This is a genomic window from Pseudocitrobacter sp. 73 (genome assembly GCF_008369545.1).
In the GTDB taxonomy this organism is placed as follows: domain Bacteria; phylum Pseudomonadota; class Gammaproteobacteria; order Enterobacterales; family Enterobacteriaceae; genus Pseudocitrobacter; species Pseudocitrobacter vendiensis.
Window position 1 is genome coordinate 175,522 of sequence record NZ_VTZO01000006.1, and the last position, 21,992, is coordinate 197,513.

The window sequence follows — 21,992 nt, forward strand, 5'->3', positions numbered from 1 at the left end:
TCCCCCTTCTTTTTATAGTCATCAATATCAAAAAACCAGGCGAGGTCTTTATGCAACAAGAAGCGTTAGGAATGGTAGAAACCAAAGGATTAACTGCCGCTATAGAGGCCGCAGATGCAATGGTGAAATCGGCCAACGTGATGCTGGTCGGTTACGAAAAAATCGGTTCAGGGTTGGTGACCGTTATTGTCCGTGGCGATGTTGGCGCGGTAAAAGCGGCCACTGACGCGGGTGCTGCGGCAGCTCGCAACGTGGGAGAAGTGAAAGCAACACACGTCATTCCTCGCCCACACACCGATGTCGAAAAAATCTTACCAAAGGGAATTAACGGATGAGCAGCAATGAACTGGTGGAACAGATCATGGCACAGGTGATCGCCCGTGTGGCAACGCCGGAGCAATCGGTTACTCCTGAAACCTCCAATACAAAACGAGAAACCGCTATGGCAGAGAAAAGCTGCAGTTTAACGGAATTTGTGGGCACCGCGATGGGTGACACCGTTGGCCTGGTTATCGCGAATGTGGACAGCGCCCTGCTGGACGCCATGAAGCTTGAAAAACGCTACCGCTCTATCGGCATCCTCGGCGCGCGCGTTGGAGCTGGCCCGCACATTATGGCCGCCGATGAAGCCGTCAAAGCGACCAACACGGAAGTCGTGAGCATTGAACTTCCGCGTGATACCAAGGGTGGCGCAGGTCACGGTTCGCTGATTGTTCTGGGTGGCAATGACGTTTCTGACGTTAAGCGCGGTATCGAAGTCGCCCTGAAAGAGCTCGACCGCACCTTTGGCGACGTCTATGCCAACGAAGCCGGGCACCTCGAACTGCAATACACCGCACGCGCCAGCTACGCGCTGGAAAAAGCGTTTGGTACCCCGATTGGCCGCGCCTGCGGCGTGATTGTCGGCGCACCCGCGGCTGTCGGTGTGTTGATGGCGGATACGGCACTGAAATCCGCCAATGTTGACGTGGTGGCGTACAGCTCCCCTGCGCAGGGCACCAGTTTCAGCAACGAAGTCATTCTGGTGATATCCGGCGACTCCGGAGCCGTTCGTCAGGCGGTGATCTCCGCACGTGAAATCGGCAAAACCGTCCTCTCGACGCTCGGTTCTGAACCGAAAAACGACCGTCCCTCCTACATTTGATATCCATGAGGCTGATTCATGAGATCGAAAAGATTTGAAGCACTGGCAAAACGCCCTGTGAATCAGGACGGGTTTGTTAAAGAGTGGATCGAAGAAGGCTTCATTGCGATGGAGAGCCCAAACGACCCGAAACCGTCAATTAAAATCGTTAACGGTGCCGTGACCGAGCTGGACGGCAAACCGGTCAGCGAATTTGATCTGATTGACCACTTTATCGCGCGTTACGGGATCAATCTGGCACGTGCGGAAGAAGTCATGGCGATGGACTCTGTCAAACTCGCCAATATGCTCTGCGACCCCAATGTAAAACGTAGCCAAATCGTGCCGCTGACTACTGCGATGACCCCGGCAAAAATTGTCGAAGTGGTATCGCACATGAACGTGGTTGAGATGATGATGGCAATGCAGAAAATGCGCGCCCGTCGTACCCCTTCTCAGCAATCACACATTACCAACGTTAAAGACAACCCGGTGCAGATTGCCGCAGATGCTGCGGAAGGCGCATGGCGTGGGTTCGACGAACAGGAAACAACCGTCGCGGTGGGGCGTTATGCGCCTTTCAACGCCATCGCGTTACTTGTCGGCTCGCAGGTTGGGCGCCCCGGCGTACTGACACAATGCTCGCTGGAAGAAGCGACTGAACTGAAGCTCGGTATGCTGGGACACACCTGCTACGCCGAAACCATCTCTGTTTATGGTACGGAACCCGTCTTCACCGACGGCGATGATACGCCGTGGTCGAAAGGCTTTTTAGCCTCATCCTACGCATCGCGCGGCCTGAAAATGCGCTTTACCTCAGGCTCCGGTTCCGAAGTCCAAATGGGCTATGCCGAAGGCAAATCCATGCTGTACCTGGAAGCACGCTGCATTTACATCACCAAAGCCGCAGGTGTTCAGGGCCTACAAAACGGTTCCGTAAGTTGCATCGGTGTCCCTTCAGCGGTGCCATCAGGGATCCGGGCGGTACTGGCGGAAAACCTGATCTGCTCCTCACTGGATCTGGAATGCGCCTCCAGTAATGACCAGACCTTCACCCACTCCGATATGCGTCGTACCGCACGTTTCCTGATGCAGTTCCTGCCGGGTACGGACTTTATCTCCTCCGGTTTCTCTGCGGTACCGAACTACGACAACATGTTCGCAGGCTCCAACGAAGATGCCGAAGACTTCGACGACTATAACGTTATTCAGCGCGACCTGAAGGTTGACGGCGGTCTGCGCCCGGTGCGTGAAGAAGACGTTATCGCCATTCGAAATAAAGCCGCTCGTGCGTTGCAGGCCGTGTTTGCGGGGATGGGGCTACCGCCTATCACTGACGACGAAGTGGAAGCCGCAACCTATGCGCATGGCTCGAAGGATATGCCTGAACGCAATATCGTCGAAGATCTCAAGTTTGCCCAGGAAGTCATCAACAAGAACCGTAACGGCCTGGAAGTGGTGAAAGCACTGGCTCAGGGCGGGTTTAACGATGTTGCACAAGACATGCTGAATATTCAGAAAGCCAAACTGACCGGAGATTATCTGCATACCTCCGCCATTATCGTGGGCGACGGACAGGTGCTTTCTGCCGTAAATGACGTCAACGATTATGCCGGTCCGGCAACAGGTTATCGCTTACAAGGCGAACGCTGGGAAGAGATTAAAAACATCCCTGGCGCACTTGATCCCAACGAGCTTGGCTAAGGGGTGAACAATGGAAATTAATGAAAAGCTGCTGCGCCAGATTATCGAAGACGTACTGTCCGAGATGCAGGCCAGCGATAAACCTGTCTCCTTCCGTGCAGCCAGCGCATCTGCAACGCCCACTGCGCCACAAGGCGAAAGCTTTCTGACGGAAATCGGCGAGGCGAAACAGGGTACCCAGCAGGACGAAGTCATCATTGCTGTGGGTCCTGCGTTTGGCCTCTCTCAAACCACCAACATTGTCGGCGTATCCCATAAAAGCATCCTGCGCGAAATGATTGCCGGTATTGAAGAAGAAGGGATTAAAGCACGTGTGATTCGCTGCTTTAAATCCTCCGATGTGGCATTCGTCGCCGTCGAAGGTAATCGCCTGAGCGGATCAGGCATCGCCATCGGGATCCAGTCCAAAGGCACGACGGTTATCCACCAGCAGGGGCTGCCGCCGCTGTCGAATCTCGAACTCTTCCCGCAGGCACCGTTGCTGACGCTGGAAACCTACCGTCAGATTGGTAAGAACGCGGCGCAGTACGCAAAGCGTCAATCACCACAGCCCGTCCCTACGCTGAATGACCAGATGGCGCGCCCGAAATATCAGGCTAAATCCGCCATTCTGCACATCAAAGAGACGAAATACGTCGTAACGGGCAAAAACCCACAGGAACTGCGCGTGGCGCTTTAATAAGGATCCCTTTATGAATACCGATGCAATTGAATCGATGGTTCGGGACGTGTTGAGCCGCATGAACAGCCTGCAGGGCGACGCTTCTGCTCCGGTTACCGCATCCGTCAGTACCACACACACCGCGAAAGTGACTGACTACCCGCTGGCAAATAAGCATCCGGAATGGGTAAAAACCGCCACCAATAAAACGCTGGATGAGCTCACCCTTGAAAACGTCCTGAGCAATAAAATCACCGCGCAGGATATGCGTATCACGCCGGAAACACTGCGTATTCAGGCTGCTATCGCAAAAGATGCAGGGCGCGATCGGCTGGCGATGAACTTTGAACGTGCAGCAGAGTTAACGGCCGTATCGGACGACCGCATCCTGGAAATCTACAACGCTCTGCGGCCCTATCGCTCAACGAAAGAAGAGTTAATGGCTATTGCTGACGATCTCGAAAGTCGCTATCAGGCGAAAATCTGCGCCGCTTTCGTTCGTGAAGCAGCAGCCCTGTACGTCGAGCGTAAAAAACTCAAAGGCGACGATTAAGGACAGGACATGAAATATATCGCTGGCATTGATATTGGTAACTCATCAACAGAAGTCGCTCTGGCGGCGCTGGATGAGACAGATGCATGCACCCTAATCGGTAGCGCACTGGCAGAAACCACCGGAATCAAAGGCACATTACGTAATGTGTTTGGCATTCAGGAAGCGCTTACGCGTGCGGCCCATCACGCGGGCATCAATGTCAGCGATATTTCACTCATTCGCATCAACGAAGCCACGCCGGTCATTGGCGATGTGGCGATGGAAACCATCACCGAAACCATCATCACCGAGTCCACGATGATTGGCCATAACCCCAAAACGCCGGGCGGGGTCGGTCTGGGCGTGGGGATCACCATTACGCCGGATGCGTTGTTAACCTGTTCTGCGGATACGCCTTATATCCTGGTGGTGCCATCAGCGTTCGATTTCGCGGATGTTGCCGCCATGATTAACGCATCCACGCGCGCAGGATATCAGCTCACCGGCGTGATTCTGCAGCAAGATGATGGCGTGCTGGTCAGTAACCGTCTGGATACCCGGCTGCCCATCGTGGATGAAGTGCGTTATATCGACCGTATCCCGCTGGGAATGCTGGCCGCCATTGAGGTTGCGGTTCCCGGAAAAGTGATTGAAACACTCTCTAATCCCTATGGCATTGCCACTGTCTTTAACCTCAACGCGGATGAAACCAAAAATATTGTTCCGGTCGCGAGGGCATTGATTGGCAACCGTTCGGCTGTGGTGGTGAAAACACCATCGGGTGATGTGAAAGCACGTGCAATCCCAGCCGGACACATTGAACTGCAATCTCAGGGGCGCACATTGCGGGTCGACGTGGCGGCGGGGGCTAACGCCATTATGAAAGCGGTCGGCGAATGCCCAAAACTGGATAACGTCATTGGCGAAGCGGGCTCCAACATCGGCGGTATGCTTGAACACGTTCGCCAGACCATGGCAGAACTGACCAATAAACCAGGCAACGAGATTTTTATCCAGGATCTGCTGGCCGTTGATACCTCCGTTCCGGTTAGCGTCACTGGCGGATTAGCAGGGGAATTCTCGCTGGAGCAGGCCGTCGGCATCGCCTCAATGGTGAAATCCGATCGGCTGCAAATGGCGATGATCGCCCGAGAAATCACGCAAAAACTGGGCGTAGATGTTCAGGTCGGTGGGGCTGAAGCGGAAGCGGCGATTTTAGGAGCGTTAACCACGCCCGGAACGACACGCCCGCTGGCGATTCTGGACCTGGGCGCGGGTTCAACAGACGCCTCAATCATCAACCCGAAAGGGGACATTATTGCCACACACCTCGCGGGGGCGGGTGATATGGTCACCATGATCATTGCCCGCGAACTTGGGCTGGACGATCGTTATCTGGCGGAAGAGATCAAAAAATATCCGCTGGCGAAAGTGGAAAGCCTGTTCCATCTGCGACATGAAGATGGCAGCGTGCAGTTCTTCCCTTCCCCGCTCCCCCCGACGGTTTTTGCTCGCGCCTGCGTGGTGAAACCCGATGAACTGGTGCCCCTGCCCGGCGATCTGGCGCTTGAGAAAGTACGTGCGATTCGCCGTAGCGCCAAAGAGCGCGTCTTTGTTACCAACGCTCTACGCGCACTTCGTCAGGTCAGCCCCACCGGCAATATTCGTGATATTCCGTTTGTGGTGCTGGTAGGAGGATCATCCCTTGATTTTGAAGTCCCACAGCTTGTCACCGACGCGCTGGCGCACTATCGCCTGGTTGCCGGGCGAGGAAACATTCGTGGAACGGAAGGTCCGCGCAATGCCGTCGCCACAGGGTTGATCCTCTCCTGGCAAAAGGAGTTCTCGCATGGACAGTAACAACCCCATTCCCGCCATTGTGATTTCCCCCACCGGAGAAAGCCTCTTCGACTGGAATGACGTCCTGCTCGGCATCGAAGAAGAAGGTATCCCCTTCGTAATCCTGCCGCAAACGGACGGCGATGTGGCACATCAAGCATGGCTGGCAGCGTGCCGCTCCCCCCTGCTCGTGGGCATAGCCTGCGATAACCAAACGCTGGTTGTGCATTACAAGAATTTACCCGCATCAGCGCCGCTTTTTACGCTGACGCATCAGCAGAACAGCCTTGATCGCCGAAGTACAGGAAACAATGCGGCAAGGTTAGTTAAAGGGATCCCTTTTCGGGATCTGAATAAGTAATCCACTGGAGAATCGCTGTATGAATAACGCACTGGGGCTTGTTGAAACAAAAGGGCTGGTTGCCGCCATTGAAGCTGCGGATGCCATGGTGAAATCCGCCAACGTGCAACTGGTTGGCTACGAAAAAATCGGTTCCGGCCTGATTACCGTAATGGTTCGCGGCGATGTGGGTGCCGTGAAAGCGGCCGTCGATGCGGGCAGCGCCGCAGCTAATGCCGTGGGCGAAGTCAAATCCTGCCATGTCATTCCTCGTCCTCACACTGACGTTGAGGCCATTTTACCGAAGTCCGCTTAAATCGCAGATAAAAGGAGTTCAGCGTGAAGCAATCACTGGGATTACTCGAAGTTAGTGGTCTGGCATTAGCCATCAATTGCGCGGATGTCATGGCGAAAGCCGCTTCCATCACGCTGGTTGGCCTCGAAAAAACTAACGGTTCAGGCTGGACGGTGATCAAAATCACCGGCGATGTGGCATCCGTGCAGTCCGCCATCATCACCGGTGCCAGTTTTGCAGATCTTCAGCACGGTCTGGTTGCACATAAAGTGATAGACAGACCCGGCGAAGGCATTCTTTCCCGCGCAGCGCCTGCGGGTCCTGCGCCCACGAGAGAAGCCGACCAACAGCCTGACACTGAAGTCGTTACAGAAGAGTCAGAACCGGAAGGAAACCCTGCGGATCGGGAAGTCAGTTGCAATCTGTGTCTGGACCCGGCCTGTTCGCGTCAAAAAGGTGATCCCCGGTCGCTCTGTCTGCATTCAGGTAAGTAAGGTAAAGCGTAATGGACAAACAAGAACTGGAAACAACGGTCAGCAAAGTACTGGATGAAATACGCGAACGCCCTATCCCACTGGGCGTTTCAAACCGTCATATCCATCTCAGTGAAGACGATTATGCCCGACTTTTCCCGGGGCAACCGATCAGTGAGAAAAAGGGGCTTCTCCAGCCTGGGCAGTTCGCATCGGACCAGACCCTGACGATCGTTGGGCCAAAGGGTCAGTTGAAGAATGTCCGTTTGCTGGGGCCGCTGCGCAGCGCCAGCCAGGTGGAGATTTCTCGAACCGATGCCAGAACGTTAGGGATTACCGCGCCACTGCGTATGTCCGGCGATCTGGCTGGCACACCAGGCGTGCGTCTTGTAAGCCCCTTCGCCGAGCTGGATTTAACGTCCGGAGTCATTGTCGCTCAGCGTCATATTCACATGTCGCCACTGGATGCCTTGATCCTGCGCGTTTCTCACGGCGACAGCGTTTCTGTTGCCATTGAAGGCGATGCGCGGCGGTTGGTGTTCGATAACGTCGCGGTTCGTGTCTCACCAGATATGTGCCTTGAGATGCATATCGACACGGACGAAGCCAACGCCGCAGGGGCCGATAATCCCCAGGTCTGCGCCAGACTGGTCATGCCGTGATGAACAGTGAACAGTTGCAGCGAATCGTCGAAGAGGTTGTTTGCCGCCTCACGCGTCGTGCCGGGCGTGTTGCTACGCTCAGCGTCGCGCAACTGCGGGAAGCCAACGCTCGCGCGTTGTTTTGCCACTATGCCTCGCTGACGATCCTGCAGGTTGATCTGCCGTTGCTGGAGCACGTTGCCCATGCCGCATCGTCAAATGCCGCAGCAGTCATTATTCAGGACGCGATGGCATCCGGTCTGCGCGTACACCTGTCAGTACAGCACCGTCTGTTATCGGCCATGCCCGTAAAAAAGCTGGCCCGACTGCCCCTTACGTTCAGCGACGAACAGGGGAAAAACGTTGTTTTACACCCGCTTACGCTATTGAGCCATGCCGACGTGGCGCGTCACTGTGGAGGCGTGCTGGTGTTACGTCGCCAGTGCGTTGTTACGGCGTTAGCCCGAGAAGCCGCCAGCCAGCGGAATATTCAGTTAATTAAGCAGGAGTGAACCATGCATCTGGCCCGAGTTACTGGCGCAGTGGTCGCCACGCAAAAATCGCCTTCTCTGGTGGGTAAAAAACTCCTGTTGGTGCGTCGGGTTAGCGCCGACGGAGAACCGCCCGCAAGCCCCGCTTCCGGTGATGAGGTGGCGGTCGATTCAGTGGGCGCAGGTGTGGGCGAACTGGTGTTGCTCAGTAGCGGCTCCAGTGCGCGGCACGTTTTTTCCGGCCCCAACGAAGCCATCGATCTGGCCGTTGTCGGCATTGTCGACACACTTTCTCGCTAAGGGGGCAGCATGCCGATTTATACCCGCACGGGCGACGGCGGAACAACCGCCCTCTTTACCGGTCAGCGCGTCAGCAAAGCACATCCACGCGTTGAGTCCTACGGCACGCTTGATGAACTCAACGCTGCCCTGAGCCTGTGCGTGTGTGCCACAGAGTGCGAACAGCATCGTTCTCTGCTGGAGGCGGTTCAACAGCAGCTTTTCTGGTTTAGCGCCGAACTGGCCTGCGAAAGCGATACGCCCTCGCCGAACCAGCGTTACATCAGCACGGAAGAGATTGCCGCACTGGAAACAGCCATTGATACCGCAATGGGGCGTGTTCCCCCTCTGCACAGTTTTATTCTGCCAGGCCGCAGCGAAGCCGCAAGTCGTCTGCATTTCGCCCGTACCCTCGCTCGCCGCGCAGAGCGTCGTCTGGTTGAACTGTCTGAGGAAATATCCGTCAGGCAGGTGTTAATGCGCTATATCAATCGGCTTTCCGATTGCCTGTATGCCCTGGCGCGCGCCGAAGATCACGACGCCCATCAGGATACGATCATTCAGGAAGTGATGAGACGCTACCTGGCGTCCACGCACTCCTTACCCGCGAAGGATTACGCTATGAGTCTCTCTTTTCAGGATCTCCACCAGTTGACCCGCTCTGCCGTGGCACGAGCAGAAGAAATCAACGTACCCGTTGTGGTCAGCATTGTTGATGGTCACGGTACGGAAACGGTGACATGGCGAATGCCTGACGCCCTGTTAGTCAGCAGCGAACTCGCGCCCAAAAAAGCCTGGACTGCCGTGGCGATGAAATCCGCGACACACGAACTGGCCAGCGCCGTTCAGCCAGGTGCGCCGCTTTACGGGCTTGAAAGTCATATGCAGGGAAAAGTCGTCACTTTTGGTGGGGGCTTCCCGCTCTGGCGTGACGGGCAACTCATTGGGGGTCTTGGTGTCAGCGGTGGAAGCGTTGAACAGGACATGGATATTGCACAAGCCGCCATTGCGGCCATAAACGTGAGTACTCATCAATGAACAGTTCAGAACTGGAAACCCTCATTCGCTCAATCCTGAGCGAACAATTAGTACCCGGGTGCGTGGAGGCCAAACAAAACGGCATTTTTCAGTCCGTTGGCGAAGCCATTGATGCTGCCCACCAGGCTTTCTTGCGCTATCAGCAATGCCCGTTAAAAACCCGCAGCGCCATCATCAGCGCGATGCGGGAAGAGCTGACGCCGCACCTGCCTGCGTTGGCGGCCGAAAGTGCGGACGAAACGGGCATGGGAAACAAAGAGGATAAACTCCTTAAAAACAAAGCTGCGCTGAATAACACGCCGGGAGTCGAAGACTTAACCAACACGGCACTCACGGGCGATGGCGGCATGGTGCTGTTCGAGTACTCACCGTTTGGCGTGATAGGTTCGGTGGCCCCCAGTACAAACCCGACAGAAACCATTATCAACAACAGCATTAGCATGCTGGCGGCGGGAAACAGCGTTTACTTCAGCCCGCATCCGGGTGCAAAAAACGTGTCGCTCAAACTGATTGCGATGATCGAAGAGATTGCCTTCCGCTGCTGCGGCATTCGCAACCTGGTCGTGACCGTTGCGGAACCGACATTTGAAGCGACCCGACAAATGATGGCCCACCCCAGGATTGCCGTTCTGGCGATCACCGGAGGCCCTGGCATTGTGGCGATGGGCATGACCAGTGGGAAAAAAGTGATTGGCGCAGGCGCAGGAAATCCACCGTGTATCGTGGATGAAACGGCAGATCTCGTGAAAGCCGCCGAAGATATCATTAACGGCGCATCGTTCGATTACAACCTGCCCTGTATTGCCGAAAAAAGCCTGATCGTTGTTGAATCCGTCGCGGAAAAACTGATTCAGCAGATGCAAAGTTTTGGCGCTCTGCTTCTCAGCGCAGCGGATACTGACAAGCTACGAGCCACCTGTATGCCGAACGGCCAGGCCAACAAAAAACTGGTTGGTAAAAGCCCGTCAGCCATGCTGGAAGCATCCGGGATTCCGGTTCCCGCAAAAGTGCCACGCCTGCTTATTTCCGTGGTGAAGGCGGATGATGTCTGGGTAACCGGTGAACAACTCATGCCAATGTTGCCTGTCGTCAAAGTCAACGATTTTGACCGTGCACTGGCGCTGGCGCTGAAGGTCGAAGAAGGCCTGCACCACACCGCCATCATGCATTCGCAAAACGTGTCTCGCCTTAACCTGGCGGCTCGCACGCTGCAAACGTCTATTTTCGTGAAAAACGGCCCCTCCTACGCAGGTATTGGCGTGGGTGGAGAAGGGTTTACCACCTTCACAATCGCAACGCCCACCGGGGAAGGCACCACATCAGCCCGCACCTTTGCTCGTTCGCGTCGTTGCGTGCTGACAAACGGTTTCTCCATCCGATAACGAGGTCGTGATGAATAGGTTTTCACTGCAAACCCGGCTGTATAGTGGCAAAGATTCTTTGCATGTGCTGAAGCGCTTTACGAATAAGCATATCTGGATTATCTGCGACGGGTTTCTGGCGCGCTCCGAACTGATTGAAACGCTGCGCGGTGCGCTTCCCGCGAGCAATCACATTAGCGTGTTTAGTGAGATCACCCCCGATCCTACCATCGCGACGGTCGTACAGGGGATTGCGCAAATGCAGTCCCTGACTCCTGACGTGGTGATTGGTTTTGGGGGTGGTTCGGCGCTTGACGCGGCGAAAGCCATCGTCTGGTTCAGCCGCCAGTTTGGTATCGAAATTGAAACCTGTGTCGCCATCCCTACCACCAGCGGCACAGGTTCAGAGGTCACCAGCGCTTGTGTGATAAGCGATCCCGAAAAAGGGATTAAGTATCCGTTATTCAATAACGACCTCTACCCGGATATGGCCATTCTCGACCCGATGCTGGTAGTGAGCGTTCCTCCCGCAATCACGGCTAACACGGGGCTGGATGTGTTGACCCACGCGCTGGAGGCTTACGTCTCATCACAGGCCAGTGATTTCACGGATGCACTTGCCGAAAAAGCTGGCCAGATTGTTTTCCAGTATCTGCCTGTCGCTGTGCGTAAAGGCGATTGTCTGGCAACCCGGAGCAAAATGCATAATGCCTCGACGATGGCGGGGATGGCCTTTAGCCAGGCCGGTCTGGGGCTGAATCACGCCATTGCCCATCAACTTGGCGGTCAGTTTCATCTGCCTCACGGTCTGGCGAATGCCCTTCTGCTGGGATCGGTCATTCGCTATAACGCCCACGATCCACGTGCAGAGAAACGTTATGCCCGGTTCGCGAAAGCCTGCCGTCTTTGCTCGCAAGACGCGAATGAAACCGCCAGCGTAAACGCACTCATCCAGCACATTGAACAGCTCAAAAAAGCGTGCAATATCCCCACGCTTTACGACGCGCTTAAAGAACAGAAACAACGCTGGTCGCAACATATTCCGGCCATGGTTAAAGCAACCCTTGCAGACGTCACGCTGAAGACTAACCCGCGCACCGCAGATGCGGATGCCATTCAGGCATTGCTTGAGGAGTTGTTATGAACAGCGCCCTGAATACAGAACAACCTGATGTTGATGCTCAGGCTATTCGCGAGGCGGTTCGCAATGCGGGCGTCGTGGGTGCCGGGGGAGCAGGTTTTCCGGCCCATGTTAAATTGCAGGCGCAGGTAGAGACCTTTCTGGTCAATGCTGCCGAGTGCGAACCCATGCTGAAAGTTGATCAGCAACTGATGGTTCAACAACCTGCGCGCCTGATCCGTGGCATCGAGTATGCAATGAAGGCAACGAGCGCACGCGAAGGCATTATTGCGCTTAAAGAGAAATATCAGCCTGCCATCAATGTGTTAACCCCGCTTTTACCCGGCAACATCCGATTGCATATCCTGCCAGATGTCTATCCGGCAGGTGACGAGGTGTTAACGATTTGGATGGCAACTGGCCGCCGCGTTCCCCCTGCGGCCCTTCCCGTCAGCGTCGGGGTGGTGGTTAATAACGTCCAGACGGTCCTGAATATCGCCAGAGCCGTGGAGCAAAATTATCCGGTGACACGCCGGACATTAACCGTGAACGGCGTGGTGGCGAATCCTCTCACAATGAGCGTACCTGTTGGCATCTCTCTGCGCGAAGTGCTGGCACTGGCTGGCGGGGCGACCATCGATGACCCTGGTTTTATCAACGGGGGCCCGATGATGGGAAGCCTTATCACATCGCTGGATGCCCCGGTAACCAAAACCACCGGCGGCCTGCTGGTCCTGCCGAAATCGCATCCGTTGATTCAGCGTCGTATGCAGGATGAACGCACCGTGCTTTCCATGGCAAGAACCGTTTGCGAGCAGTGTCGTCTGTGCACAGACCTCTGTCCGCGACACCTTATCGGGCACGAATTGTCACCACACCTGCTCGTTCGCGCCGTCAATTTTCAGCAAACCGCAACGCCGCAGTTGTTACTCAGCGCCCTGACCTGCTCCGAATGCAATGTCTGCGAAAGCGTCGCGTGCCCGGTGGGGATATCTCCAATGCGTATTAACCGCATGCTAAAACGCGAACTGCGCGCCCAAAACCAGCGTTATGAAGGGCCACTGAATCCTGCTGACGAGATGGCGAAGTACCGCCTGGTACCCGTGAAACGATTGATCGCCAAACTGGGCCTCACGCCGTGGTATCACGATGCGCCACTGTCTGATGCTGAATTCACCACCGGGACCACCACGCTCCTGCTGCGACAGCACATTGGCGCCAGCGCAGTTCCCTGCGTACAAAAAGGTGACCGCGTTATCCGGGGTCAGTGCGTGGCTGACATGCCACAAGGTGCGTTAGGCGCACCCGTCCATGCCAGTATCGACGGTCTTGTCAGTGATGTGACCGACCAGTCTATTACCATTGTGAGAGGGTAATCATGTCTCAGGCTATAGGTATTTTAGAACTCACCAGCATCGCCAAAGGCATGGAAACCGGCGATGCGATGCTGAAAAGCGCCAATGTGAATTTGCTGGTCAGCAAAACGATTTGTCCGGGCAAATTCCTGTTGATGCTCGGCGGGGACGTTGGTGCGGTGCAACAGGCTATTGAAACAGGGACTTCGCTTGCCGGAGAGATGCTCGTCGATAGTCTGGTATTGCCCAATATTCACGCCAGCGTACTGCCTGCCATTAGCGGCCTTAACAGCGTCGATACGCGCCAGGCCATCGGGATCGTCGAAACCTGGAGCGTAGCAGCCTGCATCAGCGCCGCCGACCGCGCCGTCAAAGCGTCCAACGTTACGCTGGTACGCGTGCATATGGCGTTTGGCATTGGCGGGAAATGCTACATGGTCGTCGCCGGAGAGGTATCTGATGTCAACAATGCCGTTACGGTTGCCAGCGAAAGCGCGGGGGAAAAAGGGTTGCTGGTCTATCGTTCAGTAATCCCCCGTCCTCATGAGGCGATGTGGCGTCAGATGGTGGAGGGATAATGGACAAACAAAAAACGACGGATCGCATGATCCAGGAATATGTACCGGGGAAACAAGTCACGCTGGCACATCTCATTGCCAACCCCGGCAAAGATTTATTCAAAAAACTGGGGTTACAGGATGCGGTGACCGCCATTGGTATTCTGACGATTACGCCGAGCGAAGCGTCGATTATCGCCTGTGATATCGCCACGAAGTCAGGGGCGGTAGAAATTGGTTTCCTCGACCGTTTCACAGGTGCGGTCGTGCTGACGGGCGACGTATCCGCGGTCGAGTATGCGCTCAACCAGGTCACGCGCACGCTGGGCGAAATGATGCGGTTTACCGCCTGCCCCATTACGCGGACATAACGCCATGAAACGAATGATGTTAATTGGCCCAAGCCAGTGCGGTAAAACATCGCTTACGCAGTGTATGCAGGGTGACGCGCTTCACTATCAAAAAACGCAGGCGATCGTCTGGTCGCCTGACACGATTGATACCCCCGGTGAATATCTGGAGAACCGACGGCTGTACAGCGCGTTACTGGTCAGTTCCTGCGAGGCCGATGTCATCGCGCTGGTGCTGAATGCGGATGCGCCCTGGTCACCGTTCTCACCGGGATTCACCGGGCCAATGAGCCGCCCGGTGATCGGGGTGGTCACCAAAGCCGATTTAGCCACCCCGTCACGCATTTCAGCCGTTGCGCAGTGGCTGGAACAGGCGGGAGCGGAAAAGGTATTCATCACCAGTTCGCTGACAAAATACGGGCTGGACGCGGTGTTTACCTTCCTGAACGAAAAGGAACTGACATGTCTTACAAAATAATGGCGATCAACGCAGGCAGCTCATCTCTTAAGTTTCAACTGCTTTCAATGCCGCAGGGCGAGCAAATCTGCCAGGGTCTGATAGAGCGCATCGGGATGGTGGACGGGCAAGTCACCCTCAAGACGCAGGGGCAGAAATGGCAGGATACCTTACCCATCGCCGACCACCGCGAGGCAGTGGCGTTGCTGCTGGAAAAGCTGCTCGGTCACAATATTATCAGCAGCATTAATGAAATTGACGGGGTCGGGCATCGAGTCGCCCACGGCGGAGAATCATTTAAAGATTCCGCACTTGTTACGGATGATGCGCTGGCAGAGATTGAGCGCCTTTCCGAACTGGCTCCCTTGCATAACCCCGTCAACGTAGTAGGCATTAACGTGTTTCGCCAGTTGTTGCCCAACGCGCCTGCTGTCGCCGTATTTGATACGGCCTTTCACCAGACGCTGGAGGCATCCGCCTACCTCTACCCTCTTCCCTGGCGTTATTACGCTGAACTGGGCATTCGCCGCTACGGTTTTCATGGCACCAGCCACAAATATGTCAGCAATACACTCGCGGAAAAACTGGGTATTCCCCTTAGCGCAATACGGATTGTCAGTTGCCATCTGGGCAACGGCAGTAGTGTTTGTGCGATTCAGGGCGGTAAATCCGTTAATACCTCAATGGGGTTCACGCCGCAATCTGGCGTGATGATGGGCACACGAAGCGGCGATATTGATCCGTCAATTCTGCCGTGGGTCGCTATGCGTGAAGGTCAAACGCCCCAGCAGCTCAACCATCTGCTTAACAACGAATCAGGTCTGTTAGGCGTCTCTGGGGTATCGCACGATTGTCGCGATGTCGAAAACGCGGCTACCGCGGGTAACCCGCGAGCCAAACTGGCGTTAACGCTGTTTACCGAACGCATTCGCGCCACCATCGGTAGCTATATCATGCAGATGGGCGGGCTGGATGCCCTGATCTTTACCGGGGGGATCGGCGAGAATAGCGCGAGGATCAGGCAAGCAATTTGCCATAACCTGCACTTCCTGGGTCTTTCCATTGATGATGAAAAAAACCAGCGTAACGCAGCTTTCATTCAGGCCGAAAACGCCCTTGTTAAAGTGGCGGTCATCAATACCAACGAAGAGTTGATGATTGCCAAAGATGTGATGCGTATTGCTATAGCGAACACACTGGAGACCTGTCTTACTGCCTGATGCTGTGGTTCTCTGGGTTGCGACAAGTCATGGCAATAGCGCTTCTGGCATGACACTATGCGCACAGAAAAAAGCAATCGAAAGGTACTGACGTGGCCATTGCACAATGCCCCGCATCCTGCGGGGAACTGATTCAGGGCTGGATCCAGGGAAGTGAGAAATTAATCTCCTGCCCGGTTGGGCTATACAGCACCGTGGAAGTCAAAGCGGGTAAACCGGCGAACAATGAACGCCCGCTTACCCGCGCAATGGTTAATCAGTTGCTGACGCTCTGGGATTTTCCGCCAGAGTGGAGCAGCCAGTTGCGCATTAACCTGCACTCACCGATTCCGGTCGCCAAAGGGATGGCCAGCAGCACGGCAGATATTGCCGCCACCGCCGTCGCGATGGCTCGCTATTTTGATAAGAGCATTGGCGAGCAGGAACTGGCACGGCTTTGCGTCAATCTCGAACCCACCGATAGCACACCCTTTCATCATCTGACGTTGTTTGATCACAATGAAGGCAGTGCGCAGACCGTGGGCATTCGACAACCCCGGCTTGATATTCTGGTACTGGAAAGCCCGGACACACTGCAAACCGCAGATTACCACCGTCTCGACAGACATAGCGCCCTGCTCGCCAGCGCGCCGCAACTGACGCTCGCCTGGCAGAAAGCGCGTCAGGCATGTGAGACGGGGTCAGCGGTATTGCTGGGCGAGGCGGCAACGCTGAGCGCTATCGCCAGCCAGGCTATCCTGCCAAAACCGGGTTTCAGACGCGTGCTGGATATTGTTGAACACTATTCGCTGTATGGCGTCAGTATTGCGCATAGCGGTAGCGTGATGGGATTGATGCTGGACAACGCTCAACACGATGTTGACGCCGTGATGGCTGAATTAGAAAAAGAAGAAGGCGATGTGCTGTGGCCGCAAAAATACCTGCTACCCATGGTGGAAGGCGGCGTCAGGTAGCATTCAGGCGGCGTAAAAGCCGCCTGAAAGAGAGAGATTACTCAGCTTTCGGCTCAGCAACCTTCTGTTCACCCATCGCTTTCAGCTTTTTAGAGATGTCGCGACGTTCTTTAGAAATTTCGGCATTTTTGATGATGTAATCATCAACGCGATCTTCGTAATCGCTCTTCATGCTGGCAATGATGCCCTGAATCGCTTCAACGCTCATGCCCGGTTTGATGTAGTCGCTAAGGTTGTCCAGCAGCAGTACGCGCTTCTGGTTGTCACGGATCTTTTTCTCAACGTCCTGAATTTCACGCTGCAGTTTGTTTTTACGACGGAACAGACGAACAAACTCCAGTACATCCTGAAATGAAGGCTTAGTTGTTTCCATTTTTACACCCCTGATATTTGAGACTCGGATTCGTAAATGCAACGGCTATAAGACTATATATACGTATAGCCGCTGCTAATGACAATGGTTTTTACCTGTCCCTCATCATAACCCTAAACGCTGCTGAATCGAAACAACCCAGGGCCAAAGGTGTTGCATTCGTCGCTTATTTACGCAGCGCGCGGCAGATAAGCAGTGATAAGAGCTCAAGCTGACGCGCCAGCTCCATGCTGAGCCACACGTAGCCATGAATGGGCGTCTCCACCATATGATTGCTTTTGTGCTCCGTCAGCAACTGGCGGAGCTCATCGACGATCTCGTTGAGTTTTTCCGTGTTCGCTTTTACCGGCTGCGGGTTACCTTCGTACAGCGCATGGGCGATGGTTAATAGCGTTTGCTGCGTCATCTGCTGCGTTTCGCGTAGCGTATGAGCATTAAGCATTAAAAAGTGGCTTTCACGAGACGCCCAGTGCGCGTTAATTTGCAACTCAAGCATACAAACGAGATTGCGGCTCACGGTCTGGATACCTTCGAATACCGATTTCTGGATATGCGTTTCTTTGCTGGCAGGCGTAATCAGCCCGCGGATTTTCACCACATCGTTCAATACTTGTTGCAGATGTTTTTCCAGATGCGGCCGTTCCACCAGATTAGGTGAAAACCCGGCCTGATAGAGACGATTAAACTGGGTCACAAAGGCCGCCATCTGGATACGCCAGTGGATAAACGCCCGTTGCGGCCAGACACCGGTGAAAAGCATCGCCAGCAGCGAACCGAAAATAACGTCGCCGCTTCGCCACAGCGCAGTATGCATATCGCCCGGCGGTGCGCCGACCACCACGCCCAGCGTAATGCCAATCAGCAGTGCCTGATAGGGACGTTTCCCGAGCGTCAGCCAGCCGCACAGGTACATTGCCCCGGCGCACCACATCAGCATCAGCGGTAAAGAAATGAGTTCAAGTTTAAGCGCAATTAAACCCAGCGCCGAGCCGAGGATAGTGCCGCCAATACGCTGAAAGGCGCGCGGCACCACGTTTCCCCAGAACGAGATGGGCCCCATGATAACCACGAGAGTAATCAGCGGCCACGAGCCTTCCGGAATGTCAAAAATACGTACAATCAGAAAGGCCAGCACAAATGCCAGGGCTATACGGATACCGTGGACGATACGGTAATTGCGGTATAGCCGAATTTCAAAAGGACTGAGTGATTTGTCAGGACGCACACCGGTTCTCCGGCAGAACTAAAGAGCGCAATTGTACCTGCTTTTGCCCGGCTCGCATCATGAGGCGAAAAAAATCTTTCACCTTAATTTTCAGACCACGTTTCGCGCCACCGCAACGTACATCTGAATATCCCAGTAGCCATCCTGATTGCCGTCGTTGAGATAGATTTCGAAGCAGGGCTTGCCATCAATGTGATACGCATTGTCTTTCAGCAATACGTCAAAGAATTGCAGCCATGGCGTGGAAAAATCATGCTCAAGAACCCGCGCGCTGGCAACCGCATATTCGCCGCCATCAATATGGGTGAGGATGACGCCCTCGCTATTGGGCGGCAATGTGAAATTGTCAGCCACCGTCACCACCGTATTGCAGCGCAGTTTTTCAGGCGGCACTTCATCGGGGTTATCGAAATAGACGGCTACCCACTCCTTCGCCGGTATTGACTGAGTGTCTACCCACATCATCAGTTGCTCAAAACCCTGCTTAACGGTTTCTTCCCATGGGCCAACCAGATGGAAACCGGCGACGGTACGGGCGTGGACATGTTCGATACTGTAGTGCATAGATCCCCCTCAGACAGAGTTTACTGTATATAGATACAGTAAAATATAGCAGTGCCTTACCTGATAGTATGTGCACTGCTTCACATTGTCGCCAGGGGATGACGGAGGTGTCAGCGTTACGCTTTATGGTGGAAATAGTCGCTCAGGCGCGAGAACATCCCCCCCTTATTGACACTCTCCAGCGTGACCAGCGGCCAGTGAGCGACAATCTTATCGCGGTCATAAAGTTGAATTTCCCCCACGCGCTGATGCGCGGCGATAGGTGCTTCCAGCTCTTTGCCGTCCAGCACGTATTTCGCCTTAATGTTGGGAATTTCCTTCTTCGGCAGCGCCAGCCAGAAATCCTGATCGGTGCCGAGATCAATCGTCTCTTTATCCCCGTACCAGATGCGCTCAGTGCCCACTTTTTTACCGTTTTGCAGCACCTGCACGGTGTCGAAATTCTGTTGTCCCCAGTGCAGCAATGTGCGCGCCTGCTCTTCACGCCCTTTCGGGCTGTCTGCGCCCATGACCACCGCAATCAGGCGGCGTTTGCCGTCAACCGCAGAGGCGATAAGGTTAAAGCCTGCGCCGGATGTATGGCCGGTTTTCAGGCCATCAACGTTCATGGTTTTATCCCACAACAGTCCGTTACGGTTCTGCTGCGTGATACCGTTCCACGTCAGGCTTTTCTCGCTGTACATGTGATAAAAATCAGGCTCGCCATGAATGATCGCGCGTGACAATACGGCGAGATCATAAGCAGAACTGTGTTGCCCCGGCGCATCCAGGCCATGCACCGTTTCAAAATGGGTATCGCGAAGTTTCAGCGTTTCCACATAGTGATTCATCATGGCGACGAACTGCGGCTGGCCCCCGGCGATGTAATCCGCCAGCGCGACGCAGGCGTCGTTCCCGGAATCGACAATCAGGCCACGGCTCAGATCGTGCACGCTGACCCGATCACCCTCTTTCAGGAACATCAGCGACGAGCCATCAAATACCGGATTACCTTTCGCCCAGGCATCGCGGCCTACGGTGACGATATCGTCCGGCGTAATACGGTGGCTATCGATGGCGCGATCCACGACGTAACCGGTCATCAGCTTGGTCAGGCTTGCCGGGTTACGCTGCTGGTGTTCATTTCCGGCAGTCAAAATTTGCCCGGTGGTATAATCCATTAATACCCAGGAACCGGCTTTAATGGCCGGTGGCGTGACGGGAGGAACCGCGCTGTCAGTAGCAAAGGCACAAGAAATACTCGAAGCGAGCAAAGATACAGCAATAAACAAACGGGCTTTCAACAGCAAATCCTCAGCAATTTCAAAATCGTGGTCCTTTTTACGGAACTTCCCGCTTTCATACAGCCATTAATTGCAAGAAAATATGACATAACCTGAATCGGCCTCGAAAACCCACCCTTCTGATGGGACTGTAAATCGTTTACCATGGTGTTAATTCGCCCGCTCGCTTATCAGGGATTACGTTAAGACCATGCAAGAACCTGCCAATACCCCCGGATTCCTCTTCCACGATTACGAAACCTTCGGCACCAGCCCGTCGCTGGATCGCCCGGCTCAGTTTGCCGCCATTCGTACCGATAACGATTTTACTATCGTCGGAGAGCCCGAGGTCTTTTACTGTAAACCCGCTGATGATTATCTGCCGCAACCGGAAGCGGTATTGATTACCGGCATTACCCCGCAGGAAGCGCGCGCGAAGGGCGATAACGAAGCTGCGTTCGCTCGCCGCATTCACGATCTTTTCACCGTGCCAAATACCTGTGTAGTGGGTTACAACAATGTGCGTTTCGATGATGAAGTTACGCGCAATATCTTCTACCGCAACTTCTACGATCCTTACGCCTGGAGCTGGCAAAACCATAACTCGCGCTGGGATCTGCTGGATGTGATGCGCGCCTGCTATGCCCTGCGCCCGGAAGGGATCAACTGGCCAGAAAATGAAGACGGGTTGCCGAGCTTCCGTCTTGAACATCTGACCAAAGCGAACGGTATTGAGCACACTAACGCTCACGATGCGATGGCAGATGTTTATGCCACTATCGCCATGGCAAAACTGGTTAAAACCCACCAGCCTAAGCTGTTTGACTATTTATATGCCTATCGTAGCAAGCAAAAACTGACCACGCTGATTGATGTGCCGCAAATGAAACCGCTGGTGCATGTGTCCGGGATGTTTGGCGCCTGGCGCGGCAATACCAGTTGGATTGCCCCGCTGGCGTGGCATCCGGACAACCGCAATGCGGTGATCATGGTGGATTTGGCCGGTGATATCTCTTCACTGCTGGATCTGGACACCGATACCCTGCGCGAACGTCTCTACACACCGAAAGCCGACCTGGGAGATGCCTCACCGGTTCCGGTGAAACTGGTGCATCTGAATAAATGCCCGGTGCTGGCCGTCGCGAATACTCTACGCCCGGAAGATGCTGAACGTCTGGGCATTAATCGCCAGCATTGTCTGGATAATCTTAAAGTTCTGCGCGAAAACCCGCAGGTACGTGAAAAAGTGGTGGCGATCTTCGCCGAAGCCGAGCCGTTCGTGCCGTCGCCGAATGTCGATGCGCAGCTCTATAACGGCTTCTTCAGCGATGCTGACCGGGCCGCAATGAAAATTGTGCTGGAAACCGAGCCGCGCAATCTGCCCGCACTGGATCTCACCTTCGCCGATGCGCGTATTGAGAAATTGTTGTTTAACTACCGGGCGCGCAATTTCCCAGGCTCGCTGGACGAGCAGGAGCAGATGCGCTGGCTGGAACATCGCCGCGATATCTTTACGCCGGAGTTTTTACAAGCCTATATGCAGCAACTGGAAGCGCTGTACGCGCAGTATGAAGGGAACAGTGAGAAACTGGCACTGCTGAAAGCGCTGTATCAGTACGCGCAGGAAATTGTTTAACGCTCGCCGCACTGTTAATAGACGGTTAGTGTTTTGCCTTTAAGCCCGCATGCGACTCGTGACGGGCTCTTTTCCGAATTTGCCTCTTCCGAATAAAAAGCGTTTCCTCCATGCGGATGCGTAGGCGCATCATACCCGGG

General features: G+C 54.7%; 26 protein-coding genes. 22 read left to right on the forward strand and 4 right to left on the reverse strand.

Annotated elements, in window-relative coordinates:
• The first annotated feature begins 50 nt into the window (after nucleotides 1–50).
• The 21 genes from pduA to F0Q32_RS05935 all read left to right on the forward strand — a co-directional run bounded on the left by pduA (nucleotide 51) and on the right by F0Q32_RS05935 (nucleotide 16,792).
• A complete protein-coding gene (gene pduA / locus F0Q32_RS05835; RefSeq protein WP_149462318.1) occupies nucleotides 51–335 on the forward strand; it encodes a propanediol utilization microcompartment protein PduA in 285 nt (94 codons plus the stop codon).
• Entirely contained in the window at nucleotides 332–1,144 is an 813-nt protein-coding gene (pduB, locus tag F0Q32_RS05840; protein ID WP_149462319.1) for a propanediol utilization microcompartment protein PduB, read from the forward strand. The genes pduA and pduB overlap by 4 nt, the downstream gene beginning before the upstream one ends.
• Nucleotides 1,145–1,162: 18 nt before the next feature.
• Complete coding sequence (gene pduC / locus F0Q32_RS05845; RefSeq protein ID WP_149462320.1) at nucleotides 1,163–2,827, forward strand: propanediol dehydratase large subunit PduC; 1,665 nt, start codon at nucleotides 1,163–1,165, stop codon at nucleotides 2,825–2,827.
• 10 nt (nucleotides 2,828–2,837) lie between these two features.
• Nucleotides 2,838–3,506, forward strand: a complete 669-nt coding sequence (locus tag F0Q32_RS05850; protein WP_149462321.1) for a propanediol/glycerol family dehydratase medium subunit — start codon at nucleotides 2,838–2,840, stop codon at nucleotides 3,504–3,506.
• A gap of 13 nt (nucleotides 3,507–3,519) precedes the next feature.
• Nucleotides 3,520–4,041, forward strand: coding sequence for a propanediol dehydratase small subunit PduE (pduE, locus tag F0Q32_RS05855; RefSeq protein WP_149462322.1), 522 nt, complete (start codon nucleotides 3,520–3,522; stop codon nucleotides 4,039–4,041).
• Nucleotides 4,042–4,050: 9 nt separating this feature from the next.
• Nucleotides 4,051–5,883 carry a diol dehydratase reactivase subunit alpha gene (locus F0Q32_RS05860; RefSeq protein WP_149462323.1) on the forward strand — a complete coding sequence of 611 codons (1,833 nt, stop codon included), beginning with the start codon at nucleotides 4,051–4,053 and terminating at the stop codon, nucleotides 5,881–5,883.
• Nucleotides 5,873–6,223, forward strand: a complete 351-nt coding sequence (locus F0Q32_RS05865; protein ID WP_149462324.1) for a glycerol dehydratase reactivase beta/small subunit family protein — start codon at nucleotides 5,873–5,875, stop codon at nucleotides 6,221–6,223. The genes F0Q32_RS05860 and F0Q32_RS05865 overlap by 11 nt, the downstream gene beginning before the upstream one ends.
• Nucleotides 6,224–6,242: 19 nt before the next feature.
• Nucleotides 6,243–6,518, forward strand: coding sequence for a propanediol utilization microcompartment protein PduJ (gene pduJ, locus F0Q32_RS05870; RefSeq protein ID WP_149462325.1), 276 nt, complete (start codon nucleotides 6,243–6,245; stop codon nucleotides 6,516–6,518).
• 23 nt (nucleotides 6,519–6,541) lie between these two features.
• On the forward strand, nucleotides 6,542–6,991 hold the full coding sequence (locus F0Q32_RS05875) for a BMC domain-containing protein (protein WP_149462326.1): 450 nt from the start codon (nucleotides 6,542–6,544) through the stop codon (nucleotides 6,989–6,991).
• An 11-nt stretch (nucleotides 6,992–7,002) separates the two neighbouring features.
• Nucleotides 7,003–7,632, forward strand: coding sequence for a phosphate propanoyltransferase (locus F0Q32_RS05880; protein ID WP_149462327.1), 630 nt, complete (start codon nucleotides 7,003–7,005; stop codon nucleotides 7,630–7,632).
• Nucleotides 7,632–8,123 carry a microcompartment protein PduM gene (gene pduM / locus F0Q32_RS05885; protein ID WP_149462499.1) on the forward strand — a complete coding sequence of 164 codons (492 nt, stop codon included), beginning with the start codon at nucleotides 7,632–7,634 and terminating at the stop codon, nucleotides 8,121–8,123. Before F0Q32_RS05880 ends, pduM begins: the two co-directional genes overlap by 1 nt.
• A 3-nt stretch (nucleotides 8,124–8,126) precedes the next feature.
• Nucleotides 8,127–8,402 (forward strand): propanediol utilization microcompartment protein PduN, encoded by a 276-nt coding sequence (pduN, locus tag F0Q32_RS05890; protein ID WP_149462328.1) that lies wholly within the window; start codon nucleotides 8,127–8,129, stop codon nucleotides 8,400–8,402.
• Between the two features lie 9 nt (nucleotides 8,403–8,411).
• Nucleotides 8,412–9,419, forward strand: a complete 1,008-nt coding sequence (gene pduO, locus F0Q32_RS05895; protein WP_149462329.1) for a two-domain cob(I)yrinic acid a,c-diamide adenosyltransferase PduO — start codon at nucleotides 8,412–8,414, stop codon at nucleotides 9,417–9,419.
• Nucleotides 9,416–10,801, forward strand: a complete 1,386-nt coding sequence (gene pduP / locus F0Q32_RS05900; protein ID WP_149462330.1) for a CoA-acylating propionaldehyde dehydrogenase PduP — start codon at nucleotides 9,416–9,418, stop codon at nucleotides 10,799–10,801. The genes pduO and pduP overlap by 4 nt, the downstream gene beginning before the upstream one ends.
• Before the next feature lie 10 nt (nucleotides 10,802–10,811).
• Nucleotides 10,812–11,924 (forward strand): 1-propanol dehydrogenase PduQ, encoded by a 1,113-nt coding sequence (locus F0Q32_RS05905; protein WP_149462331.1) that lies wholly within the window; start codon nucleotides 10,812–10,814, stop codon nucleotides 11,922–11,924.
• Nucleotides 11,921–13,276 (forward strand): 4Fe-4S dicluster domain-containing protein, encoded by a 1,356-nt coding sequence (locus F0Q32_RS05910; RefSeq protein ID WP_149462332.1) that lies wholly within the window; start codon nucleotides 11,921–11,923, stop codon nucleotides 13,274–13,276. The genes F0Q32_RS05905 and F0Q32_RS05910 overlap by 4 nt, the downstream gene beginning before the upstream one ends.
• A gap of 2 nt (nucleotides 13,277–13,278) precedes the next feature.
• On the forward strand, nucleotides 13,279–13,833 hold the full coding sequence (pduT, locus tag F0Q32_RS05915) for a propanediol utilization microcompartment protein PduT (protein ID WP_149462333.1): 555 nt from the start codon (nucleotides 13,279–13,281) through the stop codon (nucleotides 13,831–13,833).
• Nucleotides 13,833–14,183: a propanediol utilization microcompartment protein PduU gene (pduU, locus tag F0Q32_RS05920; protein ID WP_149462334.1), complete on the forward strand. Its 351-nt coding sequence runs from the start codon at nucleotides 13,833–13,835 to the stop codon at nucleotides 14,181–14,183. The genes pduT and pduU overlap by 1 nt, the downstream gene beginning before the upstream one ends.
• Before the next feature lie 4 nt (nucleotides 14,184–14,187).
• Nucleotides 14,188–14,640, forward strand: coding sequence for a propanediol utilization protein PduV (gene pduV, locus F0Q32_RS05925; RefSeq protein ID WP_149462335.1), 453 nt, complete (start codon nucleotides 14,188–14,190; stop codon nucleotides 14,638–14,640).
• Nucleotides 14,625–15,839 carry an acetate/propionate family kinase gene (locus F0Q32_RS05930; protein ID WP_149462336.1) on the forward strand — a complete coding sequence of 405 codons (1,215 nt, stop codon included), beginning with the start codon at nucleotides 14,625–14,627 and terminating at the stop codon, nucleotides 15,837–15,839. Before pduV ends, F0Q32_RS05930 begins: the two co-directional genes overlap by 16 nt.
• A 92-nt stretch (nucleotides 15,840–15,931) precedes the next feature.
• On the forward strand, nucleotides 15,932–16,792 hold the full coding sequence (locus F0Q32_RS05935; RefSeq protein WP_149462337.1) for a GHMP kinase: 861 nt from the start codon (nucleotides 15,932–15,934) through the stop codon (nucleotides 16,790–16,792).
• Between the two features lie 37 nt (nucleotides 16,793–16,829).
• Here F0Q32_RS05935 and F0Q32_RS05940 read toward each other — a convergent pair whose 3' ends face one another.
• The 4 genes from F0Q32_RS05940 to dacD all read right to left on the reverse strand — a co-directional run bounded on the left by F0Q32_RS05940 (nucleotide 16,830) and on the right by dacD (nucleotide 20,237).
• On the reverse strand, nucleotides 16,830–17,165 hold the full coding sequence (locus F0Q32_RS05940) for a DUF496 family protein (RefSeq protein ID WP_015963878.1): 336 nt from the start codon (nucleotides 17,163–17,165) through the stop codon (nucleotides 16,830–16,832).
• Between the two features lie 166 nt (nucleotides 17,166–17,331).
• The gene (locus F0Q32_RS05945; protein ID WP_149462338.1) at nucleotides 17,332–18,390 is read right to left on the reverse strand and encodes an FUSC family protein; all 1,059 of its coding nucleotides are present in this window, start codon (nucleotides 18,388–18,390) and stop codon (nucleotides 17,332–17,334) included.
• Between the two features lie 90 nt (nucleotides 18,391–18,480).
• A complete protein-coding gene (gene sbmC / locus F0Q32_RS05950; protein WP_149462339.1) occupies nucleotides 18,481–18,954 on the reverse strand; it encodes a DNA gyrase inhibitor SbmC in 474 nt (157 codons plus the stop codon).
• 116 nt (nucleotides 18,955–19,070) lie between these two features.
• Nucleotides 19,071–20,237 carry a serine-type D-Ala-D-Ala carboxypeptidase DacD gene (gene dacD, locus F0Q32_RS05955; RefSeq protein WP_149462340.1) on the reverse strand — a complete coding sequence of 389 codons (1,167 nt, stop codon included), beginning with the start codon at nucleotides 20,235–20,237 and terminating at the stop codon, nucleotides 19,071–19,073.
• Nucleotides 20,238–20,427: 190 nt separating this feature from the next.
• On the opposite strand from dacD, the gene sbcB reads away from it, so the two are divergent.
• Nucleotides 20,428–21,852 carry an exodeoxyribonuclease I gene (sbcB, locus tag F0Q32_RS05960; protein WP_149462341.1) on the forward strand — a complete coding sequence of 475 codons (1,425 nt, stop codon included), beginning with the start codon at nucleotides 20,428–20,430 and terminating at the stop codon, nucleotides 21,850–21,852.
• Nucleotides 21,853–21,992 lie beyond the last annotated feature (140 nt).